This is a genomic window from Sphingobium sp. FW305-3-2-15-F-TSA7 (assembly GCF_058787155.1).
Genome location: NZ_JBYSZM010000028.1, coordinates 41,341 through 64,467, shown reverse-complemented (window position 1 = coordinate 64,467; position 23,127 = coordinate 41,341). Strand labels below are relative to the sequence as shown.

Annotated in this window: 19 protein-coding genes and 1 tRNA gene; 16 read left to right on the top strand and 4 right to left on the bottom strand. The window is 63.2% G+C overall.

The features are described 5' to 3' along the window. Positions 1-69 precede the first annotated feature (69 nt). Genes AC3WN8_RS20775 through AC3WN8_RS20740 form a run of 8 tightly spaced genes read left to right on the top strand, consistent with a single transcriptional unit; the run spans position 70 to position 9,563 of the window. Positions 70-2,343 carry a TonB-dependent receptor gene (locus tag AC3WN8_RS20775; RefSeq protein WP_492671385.1) on the top strand — a complete coding sequence of 758 codons (2,274 nt, stop codon included), beginning with the start codon at positions 70-72 and terminating at the stop codon, positions 2,341-2,343. 47 nt (positions 2,344-2,390) lie between these two features. Then, positions 2,391-4,127 carry an amidohydrolase gene (locus tag AC3WN8_RS20770; RefSeq protein WP_492671384.1) on the top strand — a complete coding sequence of 579 codons (1,737 nt, stop codon included), beginning with the start codon at positions 2,391-2,393 and terminating at the stop codon, positions 4,125-4,127. 16 nt (positions 4,128-4,143) lie between these two features. Then, positions 4,144-5,253 carry a class II histone deacetylase gene (locus AC3WN8_RS20765; RefSeq protein ID WP_492671383.1) on the top strand — a complete coding sequence of 370 codons (1,110 nt, stop codon included), beginning with the start codon at positions 4,144-4,146 and terminating at the stop codon, positions 5,251-5,253. Next, positions 5,178-5,924, top strand: a complete 747-nt coding sequence (locus AC3WN8_RS20760) for an HD domain-containing protein (RefSeq protein ID WP_492671382.1) — start codon at positions 5,178-5,180, stop codon at positions 5,922-5,924. Before AC3WN8_RS20765 ends, AC3WN8_RS20760 begins: the two co-directional genes overlap by 76 nt. After that, positions 5,905-6,825 carry an MBL fold metallo-hydrolase gene (locus AC3WN8_RS20755; RefSeq protein WP_492671381.1) on the top strand — a complete coding sequence of 307 codons (921 nt, stop codon included), beginning with the start codon at positions 5,905-5,907 and terminating at the stop codon, positions 6,823-6,825. The genes AC3WN8_RS20760 and AC3WN8_RS20755 overlap by 20 nt, the downstream gene beginning before the upstream one ends. A gap of 7 nt (positions 6,826-6,832) precedes the next feature. Next, positions 6,833-7,792, top strand: coding sequence for an MBL fold metallo-hydrolase (locus AC3WN8_RS20750; protein ID WP_492671380.1), 960 nt, complete (start codon positions 6,833-6,835; stop codon positions 7,790-7,792). 5 nt (positions 7,793-7,797) lie between these two features. Further along, positions 7,798-9,375 carry an FAD-dependent oxidoreductase gene (locus AC3WN8_RS20745; protein WP_492671418.1) on the top strand — a complete coding sequence of 526 codons (1,578 nt, stop codon included), beginning with the start codon at positions 7,798-7,800 and terminating at the stop codon, positions 9,373-9,375. Between the two features lie 5 nt (positions 9,376-9,380). Next, positions 9,381-9,563, top strand: coding sequence for a DUF2783 domain-containing protein (locus tag AC3WN8_RS20740; protein ID WP_492671379.1), 183 nt, complete (start codon positions 9,381-9,383; stop codon positions 9,561-9,563). A 44-nt stretch (positions 9,564-9,607) separates the two neighbouring features. On the opposite strand, the gene AC3WN8_RS20735 is transcribed toward AC3WN8_RS20740, so the two are convergent. Next, positions 9,608-10,543, bottom strand: coding sequence for a LysR family transcriptional regulator (locus AC3WN8_RS20735; protein ID WP_492671378.1), 936 nt, complete (start codon positions 10,541-10,543; stop codon positions 9,608-9,610). A 373-nt stretch (positions 10,544-10,916) separates the two neighbouring features. On the opposite strand from AC3WN8_RS20735, the gene AC3WN8_RS20730 reads away from it, so the two are divergent. The 7 genes from AC3WN8_RS20730 (at position 10,917) to AC3WN8_RS20700 (ending at position 20,952) form a co-directional block, all read left to right on the top strand. Then, positions 10,917-12,959 (top strand): hydantoinase/oxoprolinase family protein, encoded by a 2,043-nt coding sequence (locus tag AC3WN8_RS20730; RefSeq protein ID WP_492671377.1) that lies wholly within the window; start codon positions 10,917-10,919, stop codon positions 12,957-12,959. Positions 12,960-12,969: 10 nt separating this feature from the next. Continuing rightward, complete coding sequence (locus AC3WN8_RS20725) at positions 12,970-14,727, top strand: hydantoinase B/oxoprolinase family protein (RefSeq protein WP_492671376.1); 1,758 nt, start codon at positions 12,970-12,972, stop codon at positions 14,725-14,727. Between the two features lie 2 nt (positions 14,728-14,729). After that, the gene (locus tag AC3WN8_RS20720; RefSeq protein ID WP_492671375.1) at positions 14,730-16,037 is read left to right on the top strand and encodes an MFS transporter; all 1,308 of its coding nucleotides are present in this window, start codon (positions 14,730-14,732) and stop codon (positions 16,035-16,037) included. Positions 16,038-16,185: 148 nt separating this feature from the next. Next, positions 16,186-18,363, top strand: coding sequence for a TonB-dependent receptor (locus AC3WN8_RS20715; RefSeq protein ID WP_492671374.1), 2,178 nt, complete (start codon positions 16,186-16,188; stop codon positions 18,361-18,363). A gap of 10 nt (positions 18,364-18,373) precedes the next feature. Further along, positions 18,374-19,228 (top strand): sulfurtransferase, encoded by an 855-nt coding sequence (locus tag AC3WN8_RS20710; protein ID WP_492671373.1) that lies wholly within the window; start codon positions 18,374-18,376, stop codon positions 19,226-19,228. A gap of 5 nt (positions 19,229-19,233) precedes the next feature. Then, positions 19,234-20,139 (top strand): MBL fold metallo-hydrolase, encoded by a 906-nt coding sequence (locus AC3WN8_RS20705; protein WP_492671372.1) that lies wholly within the window; start codon positions 19,234-19,236, stop codon positions 20,137-20,139. Positions 20,140-20,247: 108 nt separating this feature from the next. Beyond that, positions 20,248-20,952 carry an RraA family protein gene (locus AC3WN8_RS20700; protein ID WP_492671371.1) on the top strand — a complete coding sequence of 235 codons (705 nt, stop codon included), beginning with the start codon at positions 20,248-20,250 and terminating at the stop codon, positions 20,950-20,952. A gap of 219 nt (positions 20,953-21,171) precedes the next feature. Here AC3WN8_RS20700 and AC3WN8_RS20695 read toward each other — a convergent pair. Next, positions 21,172-21,247, bottom strand: a tRNA-Glu gene (locus AC3WN8_RS20695). Positions 21,248-21,289: 42 nt separating this feature from the next. Continuing rightward, the gene (locus AC3WN8_RS20690) at positions 21,290-21,763 is read right to left on the bottom strand and encodes a DoxX family protein (protein WP_492671370.1); all 474 of its coding nucleotides are present in this window, start codon (positions 21,761-21,763) and stop codon (positions 21,290-21,292) included. An 84-nt stretch (positions 21,764-21,847) separates the two neighbouring features. Between AC3WN8_RS20690 and AC3WN8_RS20685 the strand changes: the two genes are divergently transcribed. After that, a complete protein-coding gene (locus tag AC3WN8_RS20685; RefSeq protein ID WP_492671369.1) occupies positions 21,848-22,633 on the top strand; it encodes a L,D-transpeptidase family protein in 786 nt (261 codons plus the stop codon). Between the two features lie 38 nt (positions 22,634-22,671). On the opposite strand, the gene AC3WN8_RS20680 is transcribed toward AC3WN8_RS20685, so the two are convergent. Further along, positions 22,672-23,112: a DUF2541 family protein gene (locus tag AC3WN8_RS20680; RefSeq protein ID WP_492671368.1), complete on the bottom strand. Its 441-nt coding sequence runs from the start codon at positions 23,110-23,112 to the stop codon at positions 22,672-22,674. Positions 23,113-23,127 lie beyond the last annotated feature (15 nt).

Below are 23,127 nucleotides of genomic sequence, written 5' to 3'. Positions count from 1 at the left end.
TGGTCAAAAAAGACAAATCTCAGGGAGGCGAAGGCTTTACTCATGCGAACCAAAACCCATCAAATCTTGTTGGCAATCAGCCCGCTGGCGCTGCTTGCTCCCGCTCCGGCGGCTTTTGCGCAGGACAGCCAGGCCGGCGATCAAGCTGACGATCCCGGCGAGATCATTGTCACGGCGACGCGTCAGAGGGAGAGTATCAACAAGGTGCCGATCAGCGTCAGCGCCCTGTCGCGCGAGACTCTCGACAGCCGCGGTATCAGGGATTTCTCGGATATCGTCCGTCAGACCCCGGGGGTCACGATCGAGCGCAGCAACACGACCTCGAACATCGCGATCCGCGGCGTGAATTCGTCGGTCGGCGCCGCGACGACGGGCGTCTATATCGACGATGTGCCGATCCAGATCCGTCAACTCGGCTATGGCGGCGGGAACACCTACCCGGTCGTCTTCGATCTCGAGCGCGTCGAAGTGCTTCGCGGTCCGCAGGGAACGCTGTTCGGCGCCGGTTCCGAAGGCGGTACCGTGCGCTTCATCACCCAGCAGCCAAGCTTCGGCGATCTGAATATCTATGGACGCGCCGAACTCAGCAGCACGGAGCATGGCGGGGCCAATGGCGAAGCCGGTGTCGCGCTGAGCGGGCCGCTGGTCGCCGACACGCTGGCTTTCGCCGCAAGCGGTTATTTTCGCCGTGACGGCGGCTTCGTCGACAGGATCAGTTCGTTCACCGAACAGGTCGTCGACAAGAACGCGAACCGGATGGACAGCTATGTCGGCCGCGCGGCATTGACGTGGCAGCCATCGTCGACCGTCAAGATCACGCCGTCCTTCTTCTTCCAGGATATCAAGGGCAATGACAGCGCCGAATCCTGGGAGCTGTACTCCGACTATGACCAGCATGACTTCCGCAATGCCAATCAGGTCCGCGAAAAGAGCCGCGACAAATTCTATCTTGCGGCGCTGAACGCCAGCGTGGAGCTTGGCGGAGTCGATCTGATCGCGGTCGGGTCCTATTTCGATCGTCGGCAGACATTCGTCCAGGACTATACCACTTTCGATCAGACGCTGTTCACGGGTGTGAACAGCCTGCCTCTTTTCCCCGATCAACAGGCGCCTTCCGATTTTCTGATCGCGCAAAAGAACTGGACGGGTGAAATCCGGCTTCAGTCGAGCCAGCCGGACAGCGCCTTCAGCTGGGTGCTTGGCGGCTTTTATGCGCATGCCAGGCAGACGTCACTCCAGCAGGTCGTCGACCCTTATCTGCCGGTCTATCTTTTCGGTGAGGCGAATCCCCAGCCGGGGTTTTCGGTCTATGACCAGAATGCGGTCGCCACCGACAAGCAGGCTGCGATATTCGGCCAGTTGACCTACAAGATCACCGACAAGATCTCCGCGATCGCCGGCCTGCGCTACAGCCATACCGTTTTCTCGATTCACAGTATCGCGCAGGGGTTCGTCGTGGGACCACTCGTCGAAGATCGCGGCCGACAGACCGAGAATCCGATTACCCCGAAATTCGGCCTCAACTATCAGGTGACGCCCGACACATTGGTTTATGCGTCCGCATCCCGCGGTTTCCGCGTGGGTGGGTATAATCCGCAAGTGGGGACTTTCTGCGGCCCCGAGCTCGCTTCGATCGGCTACCCGGGCGGACGGCCGGCCAATTTCAAGTCGGACTCGGTCTGGAGTTATGAATTGGGCGTCAAGAGCCGTTTCGGCGGCGGCCTCGGCAGCGTTCAGGCCAGCGTCTATCAGATCGATTGGAAAGACATTCAGCAGCCCGTCGGACTCAACTCATGCGGCTTCCAGTTCTCGTCCAACCTTGGGCAGGCGCGCAGTCGCGGATTTGACCTTCAGCTGGAACTCAAGCCGACCGACCGGCTGACGCTCCAGGCCGAGGTCGGCTATGTAAATGCAAAATTCCTCGACACCATCACGGGCGGACCGACCGCAACCGTGCCGATCATCAGCAAGGGCGATCACGTATTGGGCGCGCCATGGACGGTCTCGCTGCACGGGCAATATGATTTCGACTTGTTCAAATCCAGAGGCGGATATTTCCGGACCGATTTTGACTATCGGGCCAAGCAGACGTCGCTGCCGCCTTTCCTCAACCCGGCAAATGGTGCGATCGACACGGATCTGACGTTGCCACCGGCGGTGACCTTCTGGTCGGCGCGTCTCGGCGTTCGCCCCGGCAACTTCGATATCTCGCTGTTCGTCAACAACATCCTCGACAAGGCGACATGGACGCGCCGGGAACGCGCGCAGAACCCCGGGGAGTTCTTCCGTCGCGAAACCCTCCGTCCGCGCACCTTCGGTTTGACCGCAAGCTATCGTTACTGAAAATCTGGCGAGCAGGCCCGTTCGGGCAAGAATGAAGGACCCGCGTAATGTTCCGTTTCAACAGACCGAAGCTCCGGCAACCGATCGTGCTTTCCTGTGCAGTTGCGCTCGCCCTCACTTGCCCGGCGGGCGTGGCCAATGCCGCACCCGCGCAAGCCGACATCCTGTTCGTCAACGGGAAGATCTACACGCCAGGCGGATGGCGCAGCGCCATGGAAGTGACCGCCGGTCGCATTTCGAAAACCGGCGACGAAGCCGAGGCGGCGAAATGGCGCGGGCGGGCGCGTCAGATCGTCGATCTCAAAGGAAAGACCATCCTGCCCGGCTTGTACGACATGCACGTACATCCGATTTTGCAGGCAAAAGGGGGGGAGGGGCAGTGCAGCATCCCGCAAGATGCGAACGCGCAAACGCTGCTCGATCTTGTCGCTGCATGTGTGAAAGCGGCCAAGCCCGGTGACTGGGTCGCGGGCGGCCAATGGCAGGCCTCGCTGCTGCAGGGCACGCCGATCACCACGGCCACGCTCGACCGGATTTCGCCGAACAACCCCGTCATGCTGTTTGACGTCAGCGGCCACAGTATCTGGGCAAATTCGCTTGCGCTGGTGGCTGCCGGCATCACCGATGCTACACCCAATCCGGAAGGCGGCATCATCGAACGCGATGGTGCCGGAAAGCCCACCGGTATCCTGCGGGAAACCGCGGGGCGGCTGGTGACAGCCAAGATCCCGCCCCAGCCACAGGCGCAGACGGTCCGCAACCTGCAGGGGCACCTGGCCATGCTCTCGGGATATGGCGTGGTCGGCTATGTCGAGGCCATGGCCTATCGCGACGATCTCGAAGTCTATGCGCAACTTGCCGACAAGGGCCTTCTTCGCCAGCATGTGCAGGCCTGCATTGCCTTTTCGGAAGCGGGGCAGGCAAATCCCGGCTTCGAACAGACGGTGGCGGCGCGGCGGCAATATGGCCGCAAGACCTTCAATGCCAATTGCATCAAGGTCTTCGCTGACGGTGTCCCCACCGAAAGCCACACTGCGGCCATGCTCGCACCGTATCAGGCCGGGCAGCCGAACGCGCCCGCGGAGGGGCTTCTGCTTTTCGATCCTGAGAAGATGGCGAAACTCGTGACCTCATGGGACAAGCAGGGCATCACCGTGATGTTCCACGCGGCCGGCGATCGTGCCGTTCGCGCGGCCCTTGATGCGATCGAGGCGGCGCGCAAGGCCAATGGCCTGGGTGGTCCCATTCATCAGGTCGGGCACTCCACCTTTGTGGATCCGGCTGATCTACCCCGATTCAAGGCGCTGAACGTCGCGGTCGAGTTCTCACCCTATCTCTGGGATCCGCAACCCATCAACGACGACATCACCACTGCGGTGGGGAAACCCCGTATCGATCGGGTGTGGCCGATCAAGGAGGGCTTCAAGGCCGGGGCGCTGACCATTGCCGGGTCAGACTGGGCGGTCGTTCCCACACCCAATCCATGGATCGGGATCGAGACTGCGATCACCAGGCGCAATCCCGGAGGGAGCGAACGCAGTTTTGGGGTGGATGAGGCGATCACGCTGCCGCAGGCAATCGACATGTTTTCGATCAATGCCGCGCGCCGCATGGGAATCGATCGCGAGGCCGGATCGCTGGCGCCCGGAAAATCGGCCGACTTCGTCGTGCTCGATCGCAACCCCTTCGACATCCCGGTCACGCAGATCCACACGATCCAGCCCGCCGAGACCTGGATCGCCGGCAGCAGGATATTTGCCCGAGAGACTGCGGGCAGTCGCTAGAGAAAAGGGCCGGAAAATGTCGCGCACGGCACTCTACCAGAACGAACGCTGCTTCTGGCATTCGACGGGCGTCCAGGCGCTGTTCTTCCCGCTGGACACCTGGGTTCAACCGCCGACCGGCACCTATGGCGCCGACACGCCGGATTCGAAGCGCAGGCTGTTGAACCTGGCGCAGGCCTCCGGGATCGTGGACTCGCTTGCTTTGCCCAGAGCAGAGCCCGCCTGCAGGGAGGATCTGCTCAGGATCCATCCTGCCGAATATCTCGATCGTTTCCAGGCGCTAAGCGATGCGGGCGGAGGCGATCTCGGCCAACTCGCGCCCTTCAGCAAGGGCGGCTATGAGATCGCCTGCATCTCGGCCGGTCTGGCCGTCGGCGCGCTCGATGCGGTCGTCGCCGGGCAGTTCGCGAATGCCTATGCACTGTGCCGGCCGGCAGGGCATCACTGCCTGCCGGATATGCCGATGGGCTTTTGTCTCCTGTGCAATATCCCGATCGCCGTCGAGGCCGCGAGAGCGAAACATGGTCTCGGGAAAGTCGTCATACTCGATTGGGATGTTCATCATGGCAACGGCACCCAGCATGTCTATTATGATCGTGCCGACACGCTGACCATCTCCATCCATCAGGACCGCTGCTTTCCGCCCGGCTATAGCGGCGCGGACGAAAGGGGCGGTGGTCCGGGGCAGGGGACCAACATCAACATTCCGCTGCCGGCCGGGTCGGGGCATGAAACCTATTTGCGGGCGATGCGAAAGATCGTCCTGCCCGCGCTGGCGGCATTCGGGCCCGAGGCGATCGTGGTCGCAGGCGGTCTTGATGCCAATGCGGTGGACCCGCTCGCCCGGATGCTGCTTCACAGCGAATCCTTTCGCGAGATGACCCGGATGGTGATGGAGGCAGCCGCGGACTTGTGCGGCGGGCGGCTCGTGGTCGTTCATGAAGGGGGCTATGCCGAAGCCTATGTGCCGTTTTGCGGCCATGCTGTGCTCGAAACGCTGAGCGGGATCCGCACCGCGGTCGAAGACCATGAAATGGAAATGTTCTCGCTGTGGCAGCCCGGCGCTCGCGCGCAGGCGTTTCAGGACGATTGGGTCGACGATCTGGCAAAGGAATTGGGGGCATGATTGCAAGGCTGTTCCTGGGCATCGCCGCCATTCTGTCGGTTACGACGGCTTCGGCTCAGCCCGATACCGGATGGCGCGAAAAGGTGCGGCAGTTCGCCGAGGCCAAGCTGAAGCATCCGGCCTGGGGCTATAGCCACTCCGTGCGGGACTATGAACTCGCCAAGGAACTCGCCGGCACCGATCGCGTCGCAGTCGACGACGATATTCTCTTCGCTGCGGCCATGCTGCACGACATCGCGGCATTCCCGGCTTATGCCCAGAAGGATGTCGATCATGCGGACCGCGCGGCCGCACTGGTGGGGGATATCCTCAAAGACGCGGGCTTTCCGATGGCGAAGCTGCCTGCCGTGCAGTCGGCCATCCGCACGCATATGTTCTTCCGCGATCCCGTCGGGGCGGAGGCCACCTACTTGCACGATGCCGATGCTCTCGATTGGCTGGGCGCGGTCGGCATTGCCCGGCTGACCGCGACCGTCGATTTGACGGGGACGATCATTGGCGGTTCGCCGGACGGGCTCGCCGTCGTGCACGGCCTGAAGGCCAATCTGGATGCGGTGCCGCCGAAAGTGGTGTCGAAGGCTGGTCAGGCGCTCCTCCCCGAACGCCGTGAATTCCTGAAGCGCTATCTCGATACACTCGCAAGGGAAACCAATGGCTTCAAGAATCTCTAATCTGCTGGGAGCATTGCTCCTGGCTGCAATTCCGGCGTCGGTGTCCGCCAAGCCCGCCGCGCCGCCGCTGACGGTGACCGTCTACAAGGGCGGCTTTGCCACGGTGAATTCCTTCATAATTTCCAATGGCAAAAGCCTCACCGTCGTCGATGTCCAGCGCAAGGGGTATGAAGCTGAAAAACTCGTCGAATTGGTGCGCTCGTTGCGATTGCCGCTGACGCAGGTCTTCGTCACGCATGGCCACACGGACCATTTCACAGGCATGCATGTCTTTCGGGATCGGTTTCCGAAGGCCCGCATCCGGGTGGCGAACGAGGCCATCAGGCGCGATGTGAAGGACTATGCGATCTATATGGATCAGGGCGGCGCGACCGAAGCGGAGTCACCCCTGGAGCGCCCCTTGCGGCCCAGATCGGCGGCATTTCCCCAGGGGTTCGACTATGAACGCACGATCGGGCTGCTTCCCGGCGCGACGCTGGACCTGACCGGGGGAGGAGGCTGCGAGGTCAGCACCGGCTATCCGGCGACCGAAGCACCGCACATGGCGACGCTCTATTGCCGCTCGATCAACGCGCTGTTTCTGTCGGACCTTGGTTACAACAAGGTCCATCCCTGGATGGGCGATGACATCACGCTGGCGCGGGTGGCGGCCTGGCGCGCCGAACTGGTGCGGATACGCCAGCAATTCGGTGCCCTCAATCCTGTCGTCTATCCCGGCCATGGCGATCCGGGCGATCTGTCGATGGTCGACGCACAGATCCGCTATTTCGACGATTATCTGCGCATAGTCGCCACGGCGAAGAATCGGGCCGATGCAACGGCCCGGATTGTTGCCCTATATCCTGATTACAAAGAGGTGGACTTCTTCCTCAAATACAGCCTGCTTAATCACATTCCCTGAGGGCATCATGACCAAATCATTCGCATCCTCTTCGGATCTCAGCCCCAAGACCGAGACGCTGGAGATCCTCGCCGACGGCGTTTATGCGCTGACGGCTGAAGGGGACCCCAATGTGGGCGCCTTTGAAGGCGAGGATTTTCTTGTCTGCATCGAGGCTCGCGCCACGCCGTCGGCGGCACGCGACTGGCTGGCGAAGCTGCGCGAGCATACCGACAAGCCTGTCCGGTATCTCGTCCTGACGCATTATCATGCGGTCCGCGTCCTCGGCGCGAGTGCCTTCGAGGCGGACGTCATCATATCCAGCGACGCGACGCGCCGGCTGATCGCCGAACGCGGGGAGCAGGACTGGGCCAGTGAGTTCGGCCGTATGCCGCGTCTTTTCAAGGAGCCCGAGGGGATAGCCGGCCTCACCTGGCCGACCCTGACCTTCCAGGACAATCTTCGCATCGAGCTGGGCGGCGATCGCGGGCATCTCGAATTGCAGTTCTGCGGACGCGGCCACACGGCCGGCGACATCGTCGTCTGGCATGAAAAGAGCCGCACATTATTTGCCGGCGATCTCGTCGAGGCCGAAGCCGCCTTGTACACGGGCGATGCCTTCCATTTCGACTGGTCCACCGCCACTCTCGACAGGGTCAAGGCATTCCCGGCCGAGCGGCTTGTGGGCGGTCGAGGCGCAGTGGCGCAAGGAAGGGCTGCTTGCGATCGCGCGATCGAACAGACGCGGGATTTCCTGACGACGATGATCGCGCAGACCGCGAAGGTTCACGGCAGCGGCGGTTCGTTGAAGGACGCGTTTCTGGCGTGCCACGAAGCGCTTGCGCCCAAATTCGGCCGCTGGCCGATCTTCGAACATTGTCTGCCATTCGATGTGAAGCGGCTTTGGGACGAGATGGACGGCAAGGACTGGCCCGAAATCTGGACGATGGAACTCGACCGGCAGGTCTGGGATCAGCTTCAGGGCTGACCGCGTTGAACCCGGAGCTTCCCGTCTGGCGTTCGATCGGCACGACGCCGATACCGCCGCAACACCGATGCGAGGCGCCGGTGGCCATTGTCGGCGCCGGTCCCGTGGGCCTGGCCCTGGCCATCGACCTGGGTATGCGCGGCCACAAGGTGGTTGTGCTGGGCAAGTTCGACTTTGTCGCCGCCGGATCGAAAGCGATCTGCTACTCGAAACGGTCCCTCGACATTCTCGATCGTCTTGGCGTGGCGCAGGCTGCGGTTCCGCACGGCGTCACCTGGAATGTCGGGAAGGTCTTCTGGAAGGATCGAAGGGACCCCGTCTACCAGTTCGACGTGCTGCCCCTGAAGAACCAGAAAATGCCTGGTTTCATCAATCTGCAGCAATATCGTCTCGAAGACATGTTGATCGCGAGACTGGCCGAGTTGCCGAACGTGGAACTCCGCTGGGGCCATGAGGTGACAGGCGTGACCCCAGGGGTGGATGGCGTCGATTTGTCGGTGATGACGGGCGAGGGATGTTACCGGCAGCATGCCGACTGGGTTGTCGCGTGCGACGGAAGTCGGTCGACGATGCGCAAGGACATGGGCCTCGAGTTCGAAGGACGCGTGTTCGAGGACAATTTTCTGATCGCCGATATCAGGATGCGCGGTGACCGGCCGTCGGAGCGGTGGTTCTGGTTCGATCCGCCCTTCAATCCCGGCAAGACCGCGCTCATGCACAAGCAGCCCGACGACATCTGGCGTCTGGATTTCCAGCTTGGTTCGGGCATCGATCGCGAAACATGCGCAAGGCCTGAAAATGTCGATCCCCTGATCCGGGGAATGCTCGGCGACGATATCGAATATGAGCCGGTCTGGTATTCGATCTACAGCTTCCAGTGCCGGCGAATGGCGCGCTTTCTACACGGGCGCGTGATCTTTGCCGGAGATTCGGCGCATCTGGTTTCGCCCTTCGGTGCCCGGGGCTGCAATGGCGGGTTTGCCGACATCGACAATCTGGGCTGGAAGCTCGACCATGTCCTGACCGGACGCGCCGGCACCTCGCTGCTCGAAACATATGATCACGAAGCGATCGTCACGGCGGACGAGAATATCCTCAACTCGACGCGCTCGACCGATTTCCTCTCTCCGAAGAACGAGGCGAGTCATGTCTTTCGCGACGCTGTTCTCGAATTGGCCGGGGAATTCGGCTTTGCACGCGCGCTGGTGAACAGCGGTCGCTTGTCCACGCCGGTCAGCTACCCGAACAGCCCGCTGAATACGCCCGATGAGGATGACTGGCATGGCCTTGGCATTGCTCCAGGTTCGCCGGCAATCGATGCTCCGCTGGGTTCAGGCTGGTTGCTGGAAAGCCTCAAAGGGCACTTCACTCTGGTGTGCAATGGCGTCAACCTGCCTCTGCCGGATGGGGTGCGCTTGATCGAGCTTGCAGCCACCCCCGGAAGCGAAGTCGTGGCCGAACGCCTGGCGCTCGGCAAGGGGGCTGCCATGCTGATCCGCCCCGATCAATATGTCGCCGCGCGCTGGAAGCGGCCGGATGCGGAACATGTTCGAGCCGCTTTATTGAAAGCTCAGGGCCTATGACGTTGATGACCGAAGCCAATCTGACGAAGCCCGACGACGTCTATGCCCGTCTGCTTGACGCGCACGCTGGATGCGATGCCGCGGAGAGCCAGCGGATCAATGCTCGCCTCATCCTGATCCTGATGAACCATATCGGGGACGAACGCGTCCTCATCGACGCAATCGAGAATGCAAAAGCATCCTCATGACGGATCGATATTTGGCGCCGCCATATCAAGGCGGCGGTAAATGATTAGGGCCAGAAATCATCCCCGCCGCGGCGGTCCGCAAAGGCCTTGGCGACTGCCTGTGCGGTTTCGACCAGTCCCGTGATCACCGGAATGGTCGGCGGCGACTTGTAGGACGCGAACATGCACCAGGGCGGAAAAGGCTCCTTGACCGGCATCAGTGCCAGATCGCCCTGGGTCAGCCATGGCCTGGCGAGCAGGACGGGCAACGGCATCACACCGAAGCCGAGCGCGACCATCTGGATACCGGTGCCCGGCGAATAGCCGCAGGAAATCCGCAGCGGCCGCTTCGCGTCGGGTGAATAATCGATATTGTGCCGCTTCAGATACTCCACCTGCCACATATAGCCGGGCGTGGAGGGCGGCGGCATGATGATCGGGAGGTCGCAAAGCTGCTCGATGTTGATCGGCTTGCGAACGTCGAACTTCCTGGGGTTCGCCATCCACGCCATACGATAGTTGCACAATGGCGCATTGACGATGCGATGCTCGTCGATGCCGTTGGCGATCAGCGCGATGTCGAGTTCGTCGGCAAGCAGTGCGCGCGACAGATTGGGCGCTGAATCGGTGACGATGTCGAACATGTAGCCGGGATATTTGGCGTTCAGCACTTCGACGAGATCGGGCATCCAGCTCAGGCTGATCGCATCGGATGCGCCGATCCGGATCGGGCGGCCGAGAACATTATCCTCGGTCGCTATCGATTTCAGCTCTTGCGAGAGCTGGACGATCTCTTCGCAGCGATCGAGGATCCGGCGGCCGGCCGGGGTCAGCTCGAAACCCTTCACGTTGCGCTCGTAGAGCGTGACGCCGAGCAGGTCTTCGAGCGCGACGATGCGGCCCGACACTGCGGGCTGGCTGGCATGGAGCTTCTCCGCCGTCCGGCTGAAGCTCTTCAACCGTGAAAGCCAGACGAAGGTCTCTAGGAAACGGGTGTTCATACCGTGACGTCGCTCCGGAAAGTCTGGACCCTAAAGCCTCATCCCACCGGGAGGAAGCGGTCGGCGGCGCAGCGAAGATCCGAAACCGCAATAGGGCGCGTTGCTCCGCAGAAGCCCAATCATTTCTTCCGATCGGAACGTATCGGCGAAATTTGTGACCGACGGGATTCCGCGTCCGTTGCGCCAGGATCGCAAAGCCCGATCGGATGGCATCGGAAAATCGCGTTAGGCGACAGCGGTTTCCGGACATTAGGTGCTGATCCTCGAAACGCGTTCGGTGCATCCGCCGTTCGCTGCGTGAGAGATCCGGGTGCCCGTCCGATGCGTGACGCATGATCGCGGACGCCTGGATCAACAAGAGGAAGCTAGGCTGATGTATCGTATCGGTTTCGATGTGGGCGGCACTTTCACCGACTTCACCATGCTCGATGAGGAGGGTGGCGCGGTCCACTATTTCAAGGTGCCGTCGACTCCGCACGATCCGTCCGAGGCGATCGGTACCGGCCTGGCGCATCTCGTTTCGGCGCATGGCGTCGACCCCGCCGATATCCGGCATCTCGGCCATGGCACGACGGTTGCCACCAACATGGTGATCGAGCGCAAAGGCGCGCTGACCGGCCTCATCACGACGCGGGGTTTTCGCGACGTGCTCGAGATCGGGCGCCAGACCCGGCCGCATCTCTATGATTATTCGATCACTCGTCCGACGCCGCTGGTCCCGCGCGAGCTGAGGCTGGAGGTGGACGAGCGCGTCCTGTCCGACGGCACGGTGCGCGTGCCGCTCGATGAAGCGCAGGTGGAGGCGGCCGCGCGGACGCTGGCCGATGCCGGCGTGGCCGCGGTCGTGATCTGCTTCCTCCACAGCTATCGCCGCCCCGATCACGAGCGTCGTGCCGCGGAGATCGTGCGGCGTATCCTGCCCGATGCCTATGTCAGCCTGTCGTCGAGCGTGCTGCCCGAATTCCGCGAGTTTGAGCGCATGTCCACCACCGTGCTCAACGCCTATATGGGGCCACGCATGGGCGCCTATCTCGAACGTCTGCTTGGTCGCGTCAGCGATCTCGGCATCGTCGGCGAGCTCGATACCGTCCATTCCAATGGCGGACTGATGTCGGTGCAGACCGTGCGCGAGGTACCGGTGCGCACCTGTGTATCGGGGCCGGCGGCCGGCGTGATCGGTGCGGCCGAGGTTGGCCGTGTCGCCAATTTCCTCAATCTCGTCACTTTCGACGTCGGCGGCACCTCCACCGATGTATCGGTGATCGTCGATGGCAAGCCGCTATTCGCGTCCGACCGGCTGGTCGCCGATTATCCGGTCAAGACGCCGATGATCGACATCCATGTGATCGGCGCGGGCGGCGGCAGTATCGCCGCGATCGACGATGCCGGTGCGCTCAAGGTCGGTCCCCGCAGTGCCGGCGCCGCGCCAGGCCCGGTCGCCTATGCCCGTGGCGGGACGGAGCCGACCATCACCGACGCCAATATCGTGCTTGGCCGGCTCGACCCGGTCGCGCTGCTGGAGGGCCGCCTGCCTGTCGACGCCGCCGCGGCGCGCGCGGTGATCGAGGAGAAGATCGCAAAGCCGCTGGGTCTGTCGGTCGAGGATGCTGCATTCGGCATTCTCAGGATCGCCAACGCCAATATGAGCCGCGCCATCCGCTCGGTCTCCACCGAGCGTGGCTACGACATCCGCGATTTCGCGCTGTTCGCTTATGGCGGCGCCGGACCGCTCCATGCCTGCGACCTCGCACAGGATTGCGGGATCCGCACGGTATTGATCCCCCAGGAACCAGGAACCCTGTGCGCACGCGGCATTCTGCTGTCCGACATCGCGATGGATTTCGTCCGCAGCGTGCTGAGCATCGCCGATCAGGCGGCGTGGGAACGGACCTGTGTCGTGCTCGACGAGATGCGCGCCGAAGCAGGTGTCTGGCTCGATCGCGAGGGCGTCGTCGAGGAGAAGCGCGCGCTGCGCATCATGGTCGATGCCCGTTATGACGGGCAGAATTTCGAGGTGACGGTGCCGCTCGACGGCGTCGATCCCGCCGGCCTCGACGGCATGATCGCCCGTTTCCGCCAGCAACATGTGCATGAACATGGGTATGACGTGACCGATCGGCCGGTCGAGATCGTCAATTGCCGCGTCCAGGCGGTAGGCCGCGTCTCCAAGGTGTCGCACGGCGCGTCCGTCCCCGCATCGGGGGTGGAGCCGATCAAGGGGCGCCGCGAAGTTTATTTCGGTCCCGCCCATGGCTGGGTGGAGACCGGCATCTACCGCCGCGCGCAATTGCCCGTGGGGCGCACCTTCGCGGGCCCGGCGATCATCGAGGAGATGAGCTCGACGATCGTCGTCCAACCCGGCCAGACCATCACGGTCGATCCGGTCGGCAATCTCATCGTTTCGATCTTCGAGTAGGAGTGCCGACATGGCGGACGCCGATTTCATTCCCGCAATCCCTGAGGACAAGCTCTTCGATCCGATCGCGATGGAGGTCTTCTCCAACCGGTTGCTGTCGATCACCGAGGATATGGGCAATCGCCTGGTCCGCGCGTCCTTTTCCCCCAATATCAAGGAGCGCAAGGACTGTTCGGTCGCGATGTTCGACGGTCGTGGTCGCCTGATCGCGCAGGCCGCGCATATTCCGATGCATCTGGGTTCGTTATCGGGCGGGGTGGAGACCGTGCTGGAGCGCTACGGCATCGAGAATGTCCGCGATGGCGATGTCTTCATCTGCAACGACGCCTACCTCGCCGGCGGCACTCACGCACCCGACATCACGATCGTGACGCCGATCTTCTGGGAGGGCAAATGCCGCTTCTTTGCGGCGAATATCGGCCATCATTCGGATGTCGGCGGTACCTATCCCGGATCGGTCTCGCCCACGGCGCGCACCGTGTTCGAGGAAGGGTTGCGTATTCCGCTGGTCCGCATCGTCCGCGAAGGCGAGCTCGACACCGGCATGCTCACGCTGATCGCGGAAAACAGCCGCGAGCCCGCCGACCGCATTGCCGACCTCAAGGTCCAGATCGCGGCGAACGAGAAGGGCGCGCAACTCATGCTCGAGCTCGTCCGCCAGCTCGGCCTCACCTCGGTCGAACAGTCGATCGACGACATATTGTCCTACACCGCGCGCCGCCTGCGCAACCGTATCGCGGCGTTGAAGGACGGATCGGCAAGCCATGTCAGCTATCTCGACGATGACGGCTTCGGCGGCGATCCGGTGGCGATCAAGGCGACCTTGATCATTGAGGGCGATCGCCTGACCGTCGATTTCGACGGTTCCGGCCCGCAATGCCGCGGCAGTTACAACATGCCCGAAAGCGCGATGCTCGCGAGCGTCTATTATGTGGTCAAGACCATGCTCGATCCCGAATTGATGGCAAATGAGGGCATGTTCGATGCGATCACGATGAAGGCACCGGAGGGCACGATCACCAATCCCACCTTTCCGGCCGCGATCGGCATGCGATCCAATACCGCGCAACGTGTCTCGGCATCGGTGATCGGCGCTTTCGCTCATTTCCTGCCGCGCGAACAGGTGATGGCGGCAAGCAATGACGCCATGCCCGCCATGGTGTTTTCGGGGCGATCACGCCGCCGCGCCGGCACCTATGTCTATGTCGAGACGATTGGCGGTGGTGCTGGTGGGCGATCGCGCCATGACGGCGTCGATGGCACGCATGTCCACATCACCAATTCGTCCAATCTGCCCGCCGAGGCGCTGGAGAATGAATATCCGCTCGTCGTCGACGAATATGGCCTGATCCCCGACAGCGGCGGCGCCGGCGAGTGGCGTGGCGGCATGGGCATAGCGCGCCAGATCAGCGCGCTCGATGACGAGACCTTCTGCTACGCGTCGAGCGAGGGCACCATCATTCCCGCCGATGGCGTGTTCGGTGGGGGCAAGGGGGCGGTCGCACGCATCATCCGCGACAAGGGAGCCGAAGGTGAAGTGCAGATCCCCGCCAATCAGCCCCGGCTGATTCTGGCCGCAGGTCAGTCGGTCCGGGTCGAGACGCCGGGCGGCGGTGGGTTCGGCGAAGCGCGGCTTCGTCCAGCGGCGGCGCTTGCCGCGGACTTGCGCGGCGGCAAGGTGACGCCGGAAGCGACGCAGGCGCTGTACGGTGCCGACCGTGTTGCCGAGGCGATGCGGCTTCTCGATTCCGCGGAGGCAGGCGGCTGATCATGGATACAGGGGTGCGACAGGCACGATTGCGCGACTGGCTGGTCGTTCTCCTCCTGATGGCGGCATTGATCCTGTCGTTCATCGACCGGATCGCGTTGTCGCTGCTCGTCGACCCGATCCGTGCCGATCTCGGCATCAGCGATACACAGATCGGACTGCTCCATGGCATCGCGTTCGGACTGTTCTTCGCGATCATGGGGCTTCCGCTCGGCTGGCTTGCCGACCGCTGGTCGCGCAAGGGAACGATCATCCTGGGCGTCGGCATATGGAGCATCGCGACCGCCGCCTGCGGGCTGGCGGGCAATTTCGTGCACCTGTTGCTCGCCCGGATCGGCGTCGGTGCGGGTGAGGCGGGTTTGGCGCCGGCCAGCTATTCGATCGTCCATGACCGGTTCCCGCGCGCGCAGCTCGGCCGCGCGATCAGCTTGTTCCAGGTCGGCGGCGTCGTCGGATCGGGCCTGGCGCTGGCGATCACCGGCTTCGTTTATCGCCATTTCCAGTCGGGCGGCGGGCAGGGGATTCCGCTGATCGAGGGGTTGAGCGCCTGGCAGCAGACCTTCGTCGCCATCGCCACGCCGGGCATCGTCTTCGTGCTGCTCCTGTCCTTCGTCCACGAACCGCGACGCCCGGCAGCGAGCGGCGATCGTGCCGCGCGCGTGTCGATGCTCGCGGCGGTGCGTGAGAAGCCCGGCATCTATGTGCCGCTGTTCCTCGGCATGTCCGGCGTGATCCTGACCAGCTATGCGCTGGTCTCGTGGATGCCGGCATTGCTCGGTCGCGAGTTCGGGTTGGCGCCCGACCGGATCGGTGTCGTCTATGGGATGACGGTGCTGATCGCCAGTCCGGTCGGATTGCTGGCGGGCGGCTGGCTGGCCGATGCGCTGGTCCGGCGGAATGCCGCGGACGCGCATGTCCGCGTGGCGGCAATTGCGGCGATCCTCGGGCTGCCCTTCGCGCTCGCTCTGCCCTGGGCTCACGGCATGACGGCGACGCTGCTGGTCGCTGGCGGGCTGCATTTCGCCGTGTCCTTTCCCATGGGCGTGGTTCCGGCCTTTATCCAGCTTGTCACCCCGGCCGAGGCGCGTGGCCAGGTCTCCGGCCTCTATGTGCTGGTGATCAACGTCGTCGGGCTCGGGCTGGGGCCGACATTGGTCGGCGCGCTTTCGGGCATGGCGCCGGCCGATCCGGCGGGGCTGCGGCATGCCATGGGCTTGGTGATCGTCCCTGCCATGGCCATCGCGACGCTGACGCTCTGGCTGCTCGTGCGATCTGTTCGCAGTAAATCGCTGAATGCGGCATCTGGATAAGGATAACCAATAGACTTTTATCGGTATAAAAAGTTTTATTCGAAACAATGGTGTCATTATTACTTGTGTAGATCGCATGATCCGAATGATCATGGGGGTGAGTAGTTATCGTCGTTCAAAAATAAATAATATTTCGGGGAGAATAAGAGTGTCTATTCGGAAAGCTCTTTTCTGCGTGTCGACGATTGCGCTGTGCGCCGGTGCAGGGTTGCCCGCAAGGGCGCTGGCGGCACCCGTGCAGGATGGCGCAGCCCAGGGCGCCGATGCGGATGATGCGAGCGGTGGTGATATCGTCGTCACCGCGCGGCGTCGCAGTGAATCCCTGCAGGACGTTCCCCTGTCGGTGACCGCCTTCGGCCAGGCCGAGCTCGAGAGCCAGGGCGTCACCTCGCTGCGCGACATGGCGCACATCATGCCCGGCGTTCAGTTCACCGAACGCGGCAGCCTTTCCACCCAGCTCACCATTCGCGGCGTCGGCGGGGACTCGCGCAACATCGGCATCGAGGCGGGCGTCGGCATGTATGTCGATGGCGTCTATGTGCCGCGCACCTCGGGTTACAACAGTGACCTGGCGGAGATCGCACAGATCGAGGTGCTGCGAGGACCGCAGGGCACGTTGTTCGGCAAGAATACGATCGGCGGGGTGATCAACATCACCACCAAGGCGCCATCCGATACGTTCGAGGGCAGCGCCTATGCGAGCTATGGCAATTACGATGCGCTGCGCACCCAGGCGAGCATCTCCGGGCCGCTCGCCGACAATCTCTCGGCGCGGCTGACGGTCGCGACCTTCGACCGCGACGGTTACATCCACAATATCTTCGACGGCCAGGACGTGAACGACGAAAACCGCCGGGGGGCGCGGCTCCAATTGCTCTACAAGGCCGGCGACAGCCTCGACATCACGCTCAATGCGGACATCACGCGCGATCGCCGCACCACGCTCCAGTCGCAAATGGCCTCGCCCGCCGGCGCCGCCGCGCCCTATTATACCGGCAGGCGTTTCGAGGCGAACACCGACCAGCCCAATCGCGACAAGCGTGACATGTGGGGCACCAGCCTGACCGCGAACTATCGTCTTCCCGGCGGGCTCGTGCTGTCCTCCATCTCCGCCTACCGCAAGATCGACGTGACCGTGTCGAGCGACATCGATCAGTTGCCGGTCAACCTGTTCAACTCCAATCCGCTGACCGATTTCGTCCAGATGGCGAGCCAGGAACTTCGGCTGACTTCACCCGGTGACGGGCCGCTCCGCTATGTCGGCGGCCTTTATTATTATCATCAGCGCGGCACCGCGGTGCGCAACATCTTCATCGGCGGATCGCTTGCCAACGGCGCGATCAACCGGGCCAAGGCGATCACCGACAGCTATGCGGCCTATCTCAACGCTGATTATGATTTGCTCGACACGCTGACGCTGACCGGCGGCATCCGCTATACCTATGAGAAGAAGACCGGCGACTATCTGCAGATCCGCGGGCCCCTGCTCAGCTATGATTTCGACGATCTGCGCCGGTCGGACAAGAATGTCTCCTGGACGGGCAGCCTGACCTACAAGCCCAGCTCGGCTTTCACCGCCTATGCGACGGTTTCCAAGGGTTTCAAATCGGGGGGCTTCAACCTTGACACCATCTCCGCCCCCAATCTGATCCCCAACGATCTGGTGTTCGGGCCCGAGGCCGTGGTCAATTACGAGATCGGCATCAAGGGGCAGGCATTCGACCGGATGCTGCGCTTCAGCCTAGCCGCGTTCCAGATGGACTATTCGGACAAGCAGGTGGCGCAGATCGTCGCCACCGCCGCCAGCCCGGTCCCGTCGATCCAGGTCACCAATGCCGGCAAGGCGAAGATCCGCGGTATCGAACTGGAGACCACGCTGCGTCCGATGAAGGGGCTCAGCCTGTCGGCCAATGCAGCCTATCTCGATGCGAAATATACGCGCTTCGACTATTCCGCGCCGGGAGCGGCCGTCACCATTTCCTATGCCGGCAACCGCATCGAGTTCACCCCCGACTGGACGCTCGGCGCGCAGGGCGAATATCGCATCGGCATCGGCAGCGGAGAGGGGTTCGTGACCGGCGCGGTCAATTATAACGGCGAGACCTATCTCCAGCCCGAGGCGCTGCCCAAATATCGCGAGCCCGGCTATGCTCTGGTCGATGCCCGCATCGGCTATGAAACCGCGAACGGCGTGACGATCGCGCTCTGGGGCAAGAACCTGACGCAAAAGGCTTATCGGACCTATGCCCGCGTGTTCGGCGGGCTCGACCAGCTGGTCTATGGCGAGCCGCGAACCTATGGCGTGGAGGTTCGTTACCGCTTCTAGGAGAGATTGCGTGGCTTACGGAACGGTGATCGGTGCGGCTGCGGCGCGCGATCTGATCGAGGGCGGGGAGGCCGCTGTCTTCGACTGCAGCTTCGATCTTGCCGACCCGGCCGCGGGACGGCGCCTGTTCGATGAGGGGCACCTGCCCGGTGCCCATTATCTCCATCTCGACGACGATCTCTCCGGTGCTGCCAGCGGGACCAATGGTCGCCACCCGCTGCCCGATCCCGCTGTCTTCGCCGTCAGATTGCGCGATGCCGGGCTGAGCCGGGGCATGCAGGTCATTGCCTATGACAATGCCGGCGGTGCCTATGCGGCGCGGCTTTGGTGGCTGCTGCGCTGGATCGGCCATGATGCGGTGGCCGTGCTCGACGGTGGCGTCGCCGCATGGCGTGCGGCCGGTGGTACGATGGAGGCGGGTGGTGCGGTCGCGGTAGCCGAAGGGGATTTCGTCGCGACGGCACCGGATGCGGACCGGATCGTCGATGCCCAGGCCGTGCTCGCCAATATCGATCGGCCGCAATTCCTGGTGCTCGATGCGCGGGCGGGCGAGCGCTTCACCGGCGAGGCGAAGGCGTTCGATCCGGTGCCGGGCCATATCCCCGGCGCACGCAATCGCCCGTTCAAGGACAATCTCGGCGCCGACGGCCTGTTCAAACCCGGCGCGCTGCTCGCCGCCGAATTCGCGGCGGTGACCGGCGGGGCCGCTGCGGACGCCATTGTCCTGCAATGCGGGTCGGGCGTGACGGCGTGCCACAATGCGCTGGCGCTCGAGATCGCCGGGCTCGGCGGCGCGCGCCTCTATCCCGGATCGTGGAGCGAATGGATCGCCGATCCCTCGCGGCCGGTCGCGCTCGGCGAATAGCGCTCATGACCGATCCGGCGCTCGAACGGGCCTGCACGCAGGTTCGCGCCGCCGTGTCCGGCGGGCCCGCAGTGACCAGCTTCTTCGATGAGGCGACTTTCACCGTCACCTATCTCGTCGAGGATCGGGAAACCGGACATGCGGCGATCATCGATCCGGTGCTCGGCTATGATCCCGTCTCAGGGCGCACGCTCGTCGGCCCGGCGGACGCGGTCGCCGACCATGTTCGCGACCGGAGGCTGACGATCGACTGGCTGCTCGAGACGCATGTCCATGCCGATCATCTTTCGGCTGCCGGCTATCTCCAGCGCCGGCTGGGCGGTCGTACCGCGATCGGACGAGGCGTCGTCGAGGTGCAGCGCCTGTTCGCGCCGATCTTCGGCCTCGGCGTTGGCCGCGACGGATCGGACTTCGATCATCTGTTCGACGATGGCGAGGGGTTTCGCATCGGTGGGTTGGAAGCGATGGCGTTGCATGTGCCCGGTCACACGCCCGCCGACATCGCCTATATCGTCGGCAATGCCGCCTTTCCCGGCGATACCGTGCTGATGCCCGATTACGGAACCGCGCGCGCCGATTTCCCGGGCGGCGATGCGCGCCTGCTCCACCGATCGATATGGCGGCTGCTGTCGCTCCCCGGCGAGACGCGGTTGATGCTCTGCCACGATTACAAGGCGCCGGGACGGGATCGATTTGCCTGGGAGTCGACCGTTGCCGAACAGCGTAAATCCAATGCCCATGTCCTGATGGACGAGGACGCGTTCGTCGCGATGCGTGCTGCGCGCGACGCCACGCTCGATATGCCGCGGCTGATGCTGCCGGCGGTGCAGGTCAATATGCACGGCGGCCGGCTGCCCGATCCGGAGCCCAACGGTATCCGCTATCTGAAGATCCCGGTCGACGCCTTCTGATTTGTCCGACGCTCGGATTTTCCGATCCAAAGGCATCGGAAAGCCCAAATTGCGCCGGTTATCCGTCTGTCCTAGCCGTACCATGGAACTGGCGACGATTGAGAGGCGATGATGGCGATGCTCCCGGAACGACGGCTTTATGTGGTGAAGCCGATGCCGGAACAGATCACGGAGCAGCAGCGGCAGGCATTGCTGGCGCTCGATACCGGGACGGTCGGCCATCACCTGGAATCCGGTTTCATGGATGGCGGCATGCTGCCGCGGCTGGAGGGGAGCAAGATCGCGGGTACGGCCGTCACGGTGCGCATTACGGTGCCCGATTCCGTGATGGCGCATTATGCGCTCAAATTCACCCGGCCGGGCGATATCCTGGTCATCGATCGTGGACAGGATCAGCGCACGTGCAACTGGGGTGGGGCGACGATCCATGCCGCCGCGGCGACCGGGCTGGAGGGCGTGATCGTCGACGGGGCCGTGAACGATCTGGCGGATGCGCGCGAGGCGCGGTTGCCGATGTGGGCGCGCAGCATCAGCCCGGTCACGACTAAATATCGCGGCATGGGTGGCGAGATGAACATTCCCGTCAGCTGCGGCGGCGTGGCGGTCAATCCCGGCGATGCGATACTGGCGGACGATAACGGTATCGTCGTTATCCCGCGCGACCAGTTGGACGAGGCACTTGAGGGCAGCGGCAAATGGCTGGAGGCCGAACAGGCATTCATGCGCCATTTTCGCGAGAATCCCGACCTGTGCTATCCCGATTTCACCGGGGCTACGCGAATGGTCGAGCAGAATCTCCAGCGATTTGAATAAGCTGGCGGGGTTTCAAGCTGTCGGTTTGATCATCTCGGCGACCGGACCTTCACCAGGTGCTTCAATACCCGCAACACTGAGTTTCACGGAATCTGCGGCAGCGGCATCAAGCCCGCGTCGGCATCGCCGAGACCTGGAATGATTTCGAGGCAAGTGGATTCACGTGTCGACACGGAAATCTTGATCGCTTTTTCAGTGACCATAAGTCATTGAAAAGCTTGGTGACCCCTACGGGACTCGAACCCGTGTTTTCGCCGTGAGAGGGCGACGTCCTAGACCGCTAGACGAAGGGGCCGCGGTGCGCGAGCGGCGTCCCTATGCGTGGTGGGTGATTCCGTCAAGGGGGCGGTGACCCGGACGTCCCCGAATTGTGCCGGTTGCGGCGAAACGGCCAGTCGACAAGGCCGCCGGCGAACAGCGCCCACCAGATGATGGCGGGCTGCAGCGCGAGGCGTGGAGCATGGTACCACCAGCCGAGCGTGACGCCGCCGATGATGATGCCGTCGAACGCATGCTTGAAATTGGCGGGCCATACGCACAGCGCATAAAGCGCCAGCATCGTCCCGGCGGTTCGGCGCAACCGCGGTATGAACAGGGCGATGGCGCCGGCAATCTCGCACAGCCCGGTCAGCAGAACGATTTCGGAAGGCCAGGGCACCCAGTCCGGGACGATCCTGACGAACCCTGCGGGTGATAGCAGATGGAGCGCGCCTGCGCCAAGATAGGCGACGGCGAGCAGGACGCGCAAGGTCGTGCGAAGCCGTTCGGCCCCGGCGCCTGGTTTCCTCGATGTTCGCTCATAGGTCCGCATGCGCCTGTCGTAGCGGGTCGGCCTGTTCGGTCGAAGCGGCGAACGAGCGACGCGACGATGACGGAACTTGTCTGCCGTTAAAATATGCAGGTCTTAACTTTTTGTTTACCAAATCTTGCCGTTGGCCGCGCGCGATGGAATGCTGCGGCGATGGCCCGAGTCCCGCTCTTGCGACGCAGCCTTTCGGCGTGCCGGCTGATGCTCTTAATGCTGCTTTTCTGTGCTTCTGCAGCGCGGGCGGAGTCGTCGAGCGACGACTCGACGATCCATCGGGCGGCAGCATTGCTGCGGCCCGGCGAGTCAATCTGGACCGCGCAGGCGGCGGCCGAAGGGCCGCTGACGATCAGCGTCAGCATCGCGCTCCAGCGAGTCTATGTCTATCGCGGTGGAGTGCTGATCGGCGCCTCCACCACATCGACCGGCAAGCCGGGCAAGGAGACGCCGCTGGGCGATTTCCCGATCCTGCAAAAGGCGAAATGGCACCGGTCGAACCTCTACAGCAATGCGCCGATGCCTTTCATGCAGCGCCTGACCTGGGACGGGATCGCGCTCCACGCCGGCTGGAATCCAGGCTATCCGGCGTCGCATGGCTGCATTCGTCTGCCTTTCGCCTTTGCCCGGGCATTGTTCGAGATGACGGCCCTGGGGGCGATGGTGTCGGTGACCGACTATCCGCTCCGGCCACCGGTCTATTTGCGTTTGGCCGGGCTCGAATGGAGCGCGGCCGACGATATCGTCACCGACGAGGGAAATGTGGCGGGGCGAGGGACGGCCTGGCCGACGCGCCGCGTCTGGCGGGCGGCAAGTGGCAATGATCGTATGGCGTCGATCCGGCTCGAATATGCCGCTGCCGTCTTTGCATATGAATGAGCACGGCGGGGCACGCGCGGCGCGTGCTCACGCCTTGTTCAGCGTGCCTGGATACGCACGACCGGCAGGATGCCGCGAATGCGCGAATAGACGATCTGCACGCTCTGCATGTTGCGTCGCTGACCCTTCAGGTCCTTGGCGGCGGTGCAGGTTCCCGCGCGGATCACTTGCCTGACGCGGATGTCCTGACGCCCGCCATTGTTGAAGCGCACGTCGAGATCGCGCATCTCGATCGAGCGATTTAGCGCACAGACCCGGATCTGGCGATGGCGTTCGTTGCCGCGCACCCGAATGACGTCGCGATCGCGGCCGGCGCCGACGGTCGTATAACCGATCGTCGTCCAGTTGCCGCCGGGACCATGGCCGGGGCCGGGGAGCGGTGGGCGCGGCGGCGGGCGATGATGCTGGGGCTGCTGCGCGATAGCGGCGGTGCTGCCGCCAAGAAGCGCGATGGTCGCGAGGAGTGCGAATGGCTTCATATATGTTGCTCCTGT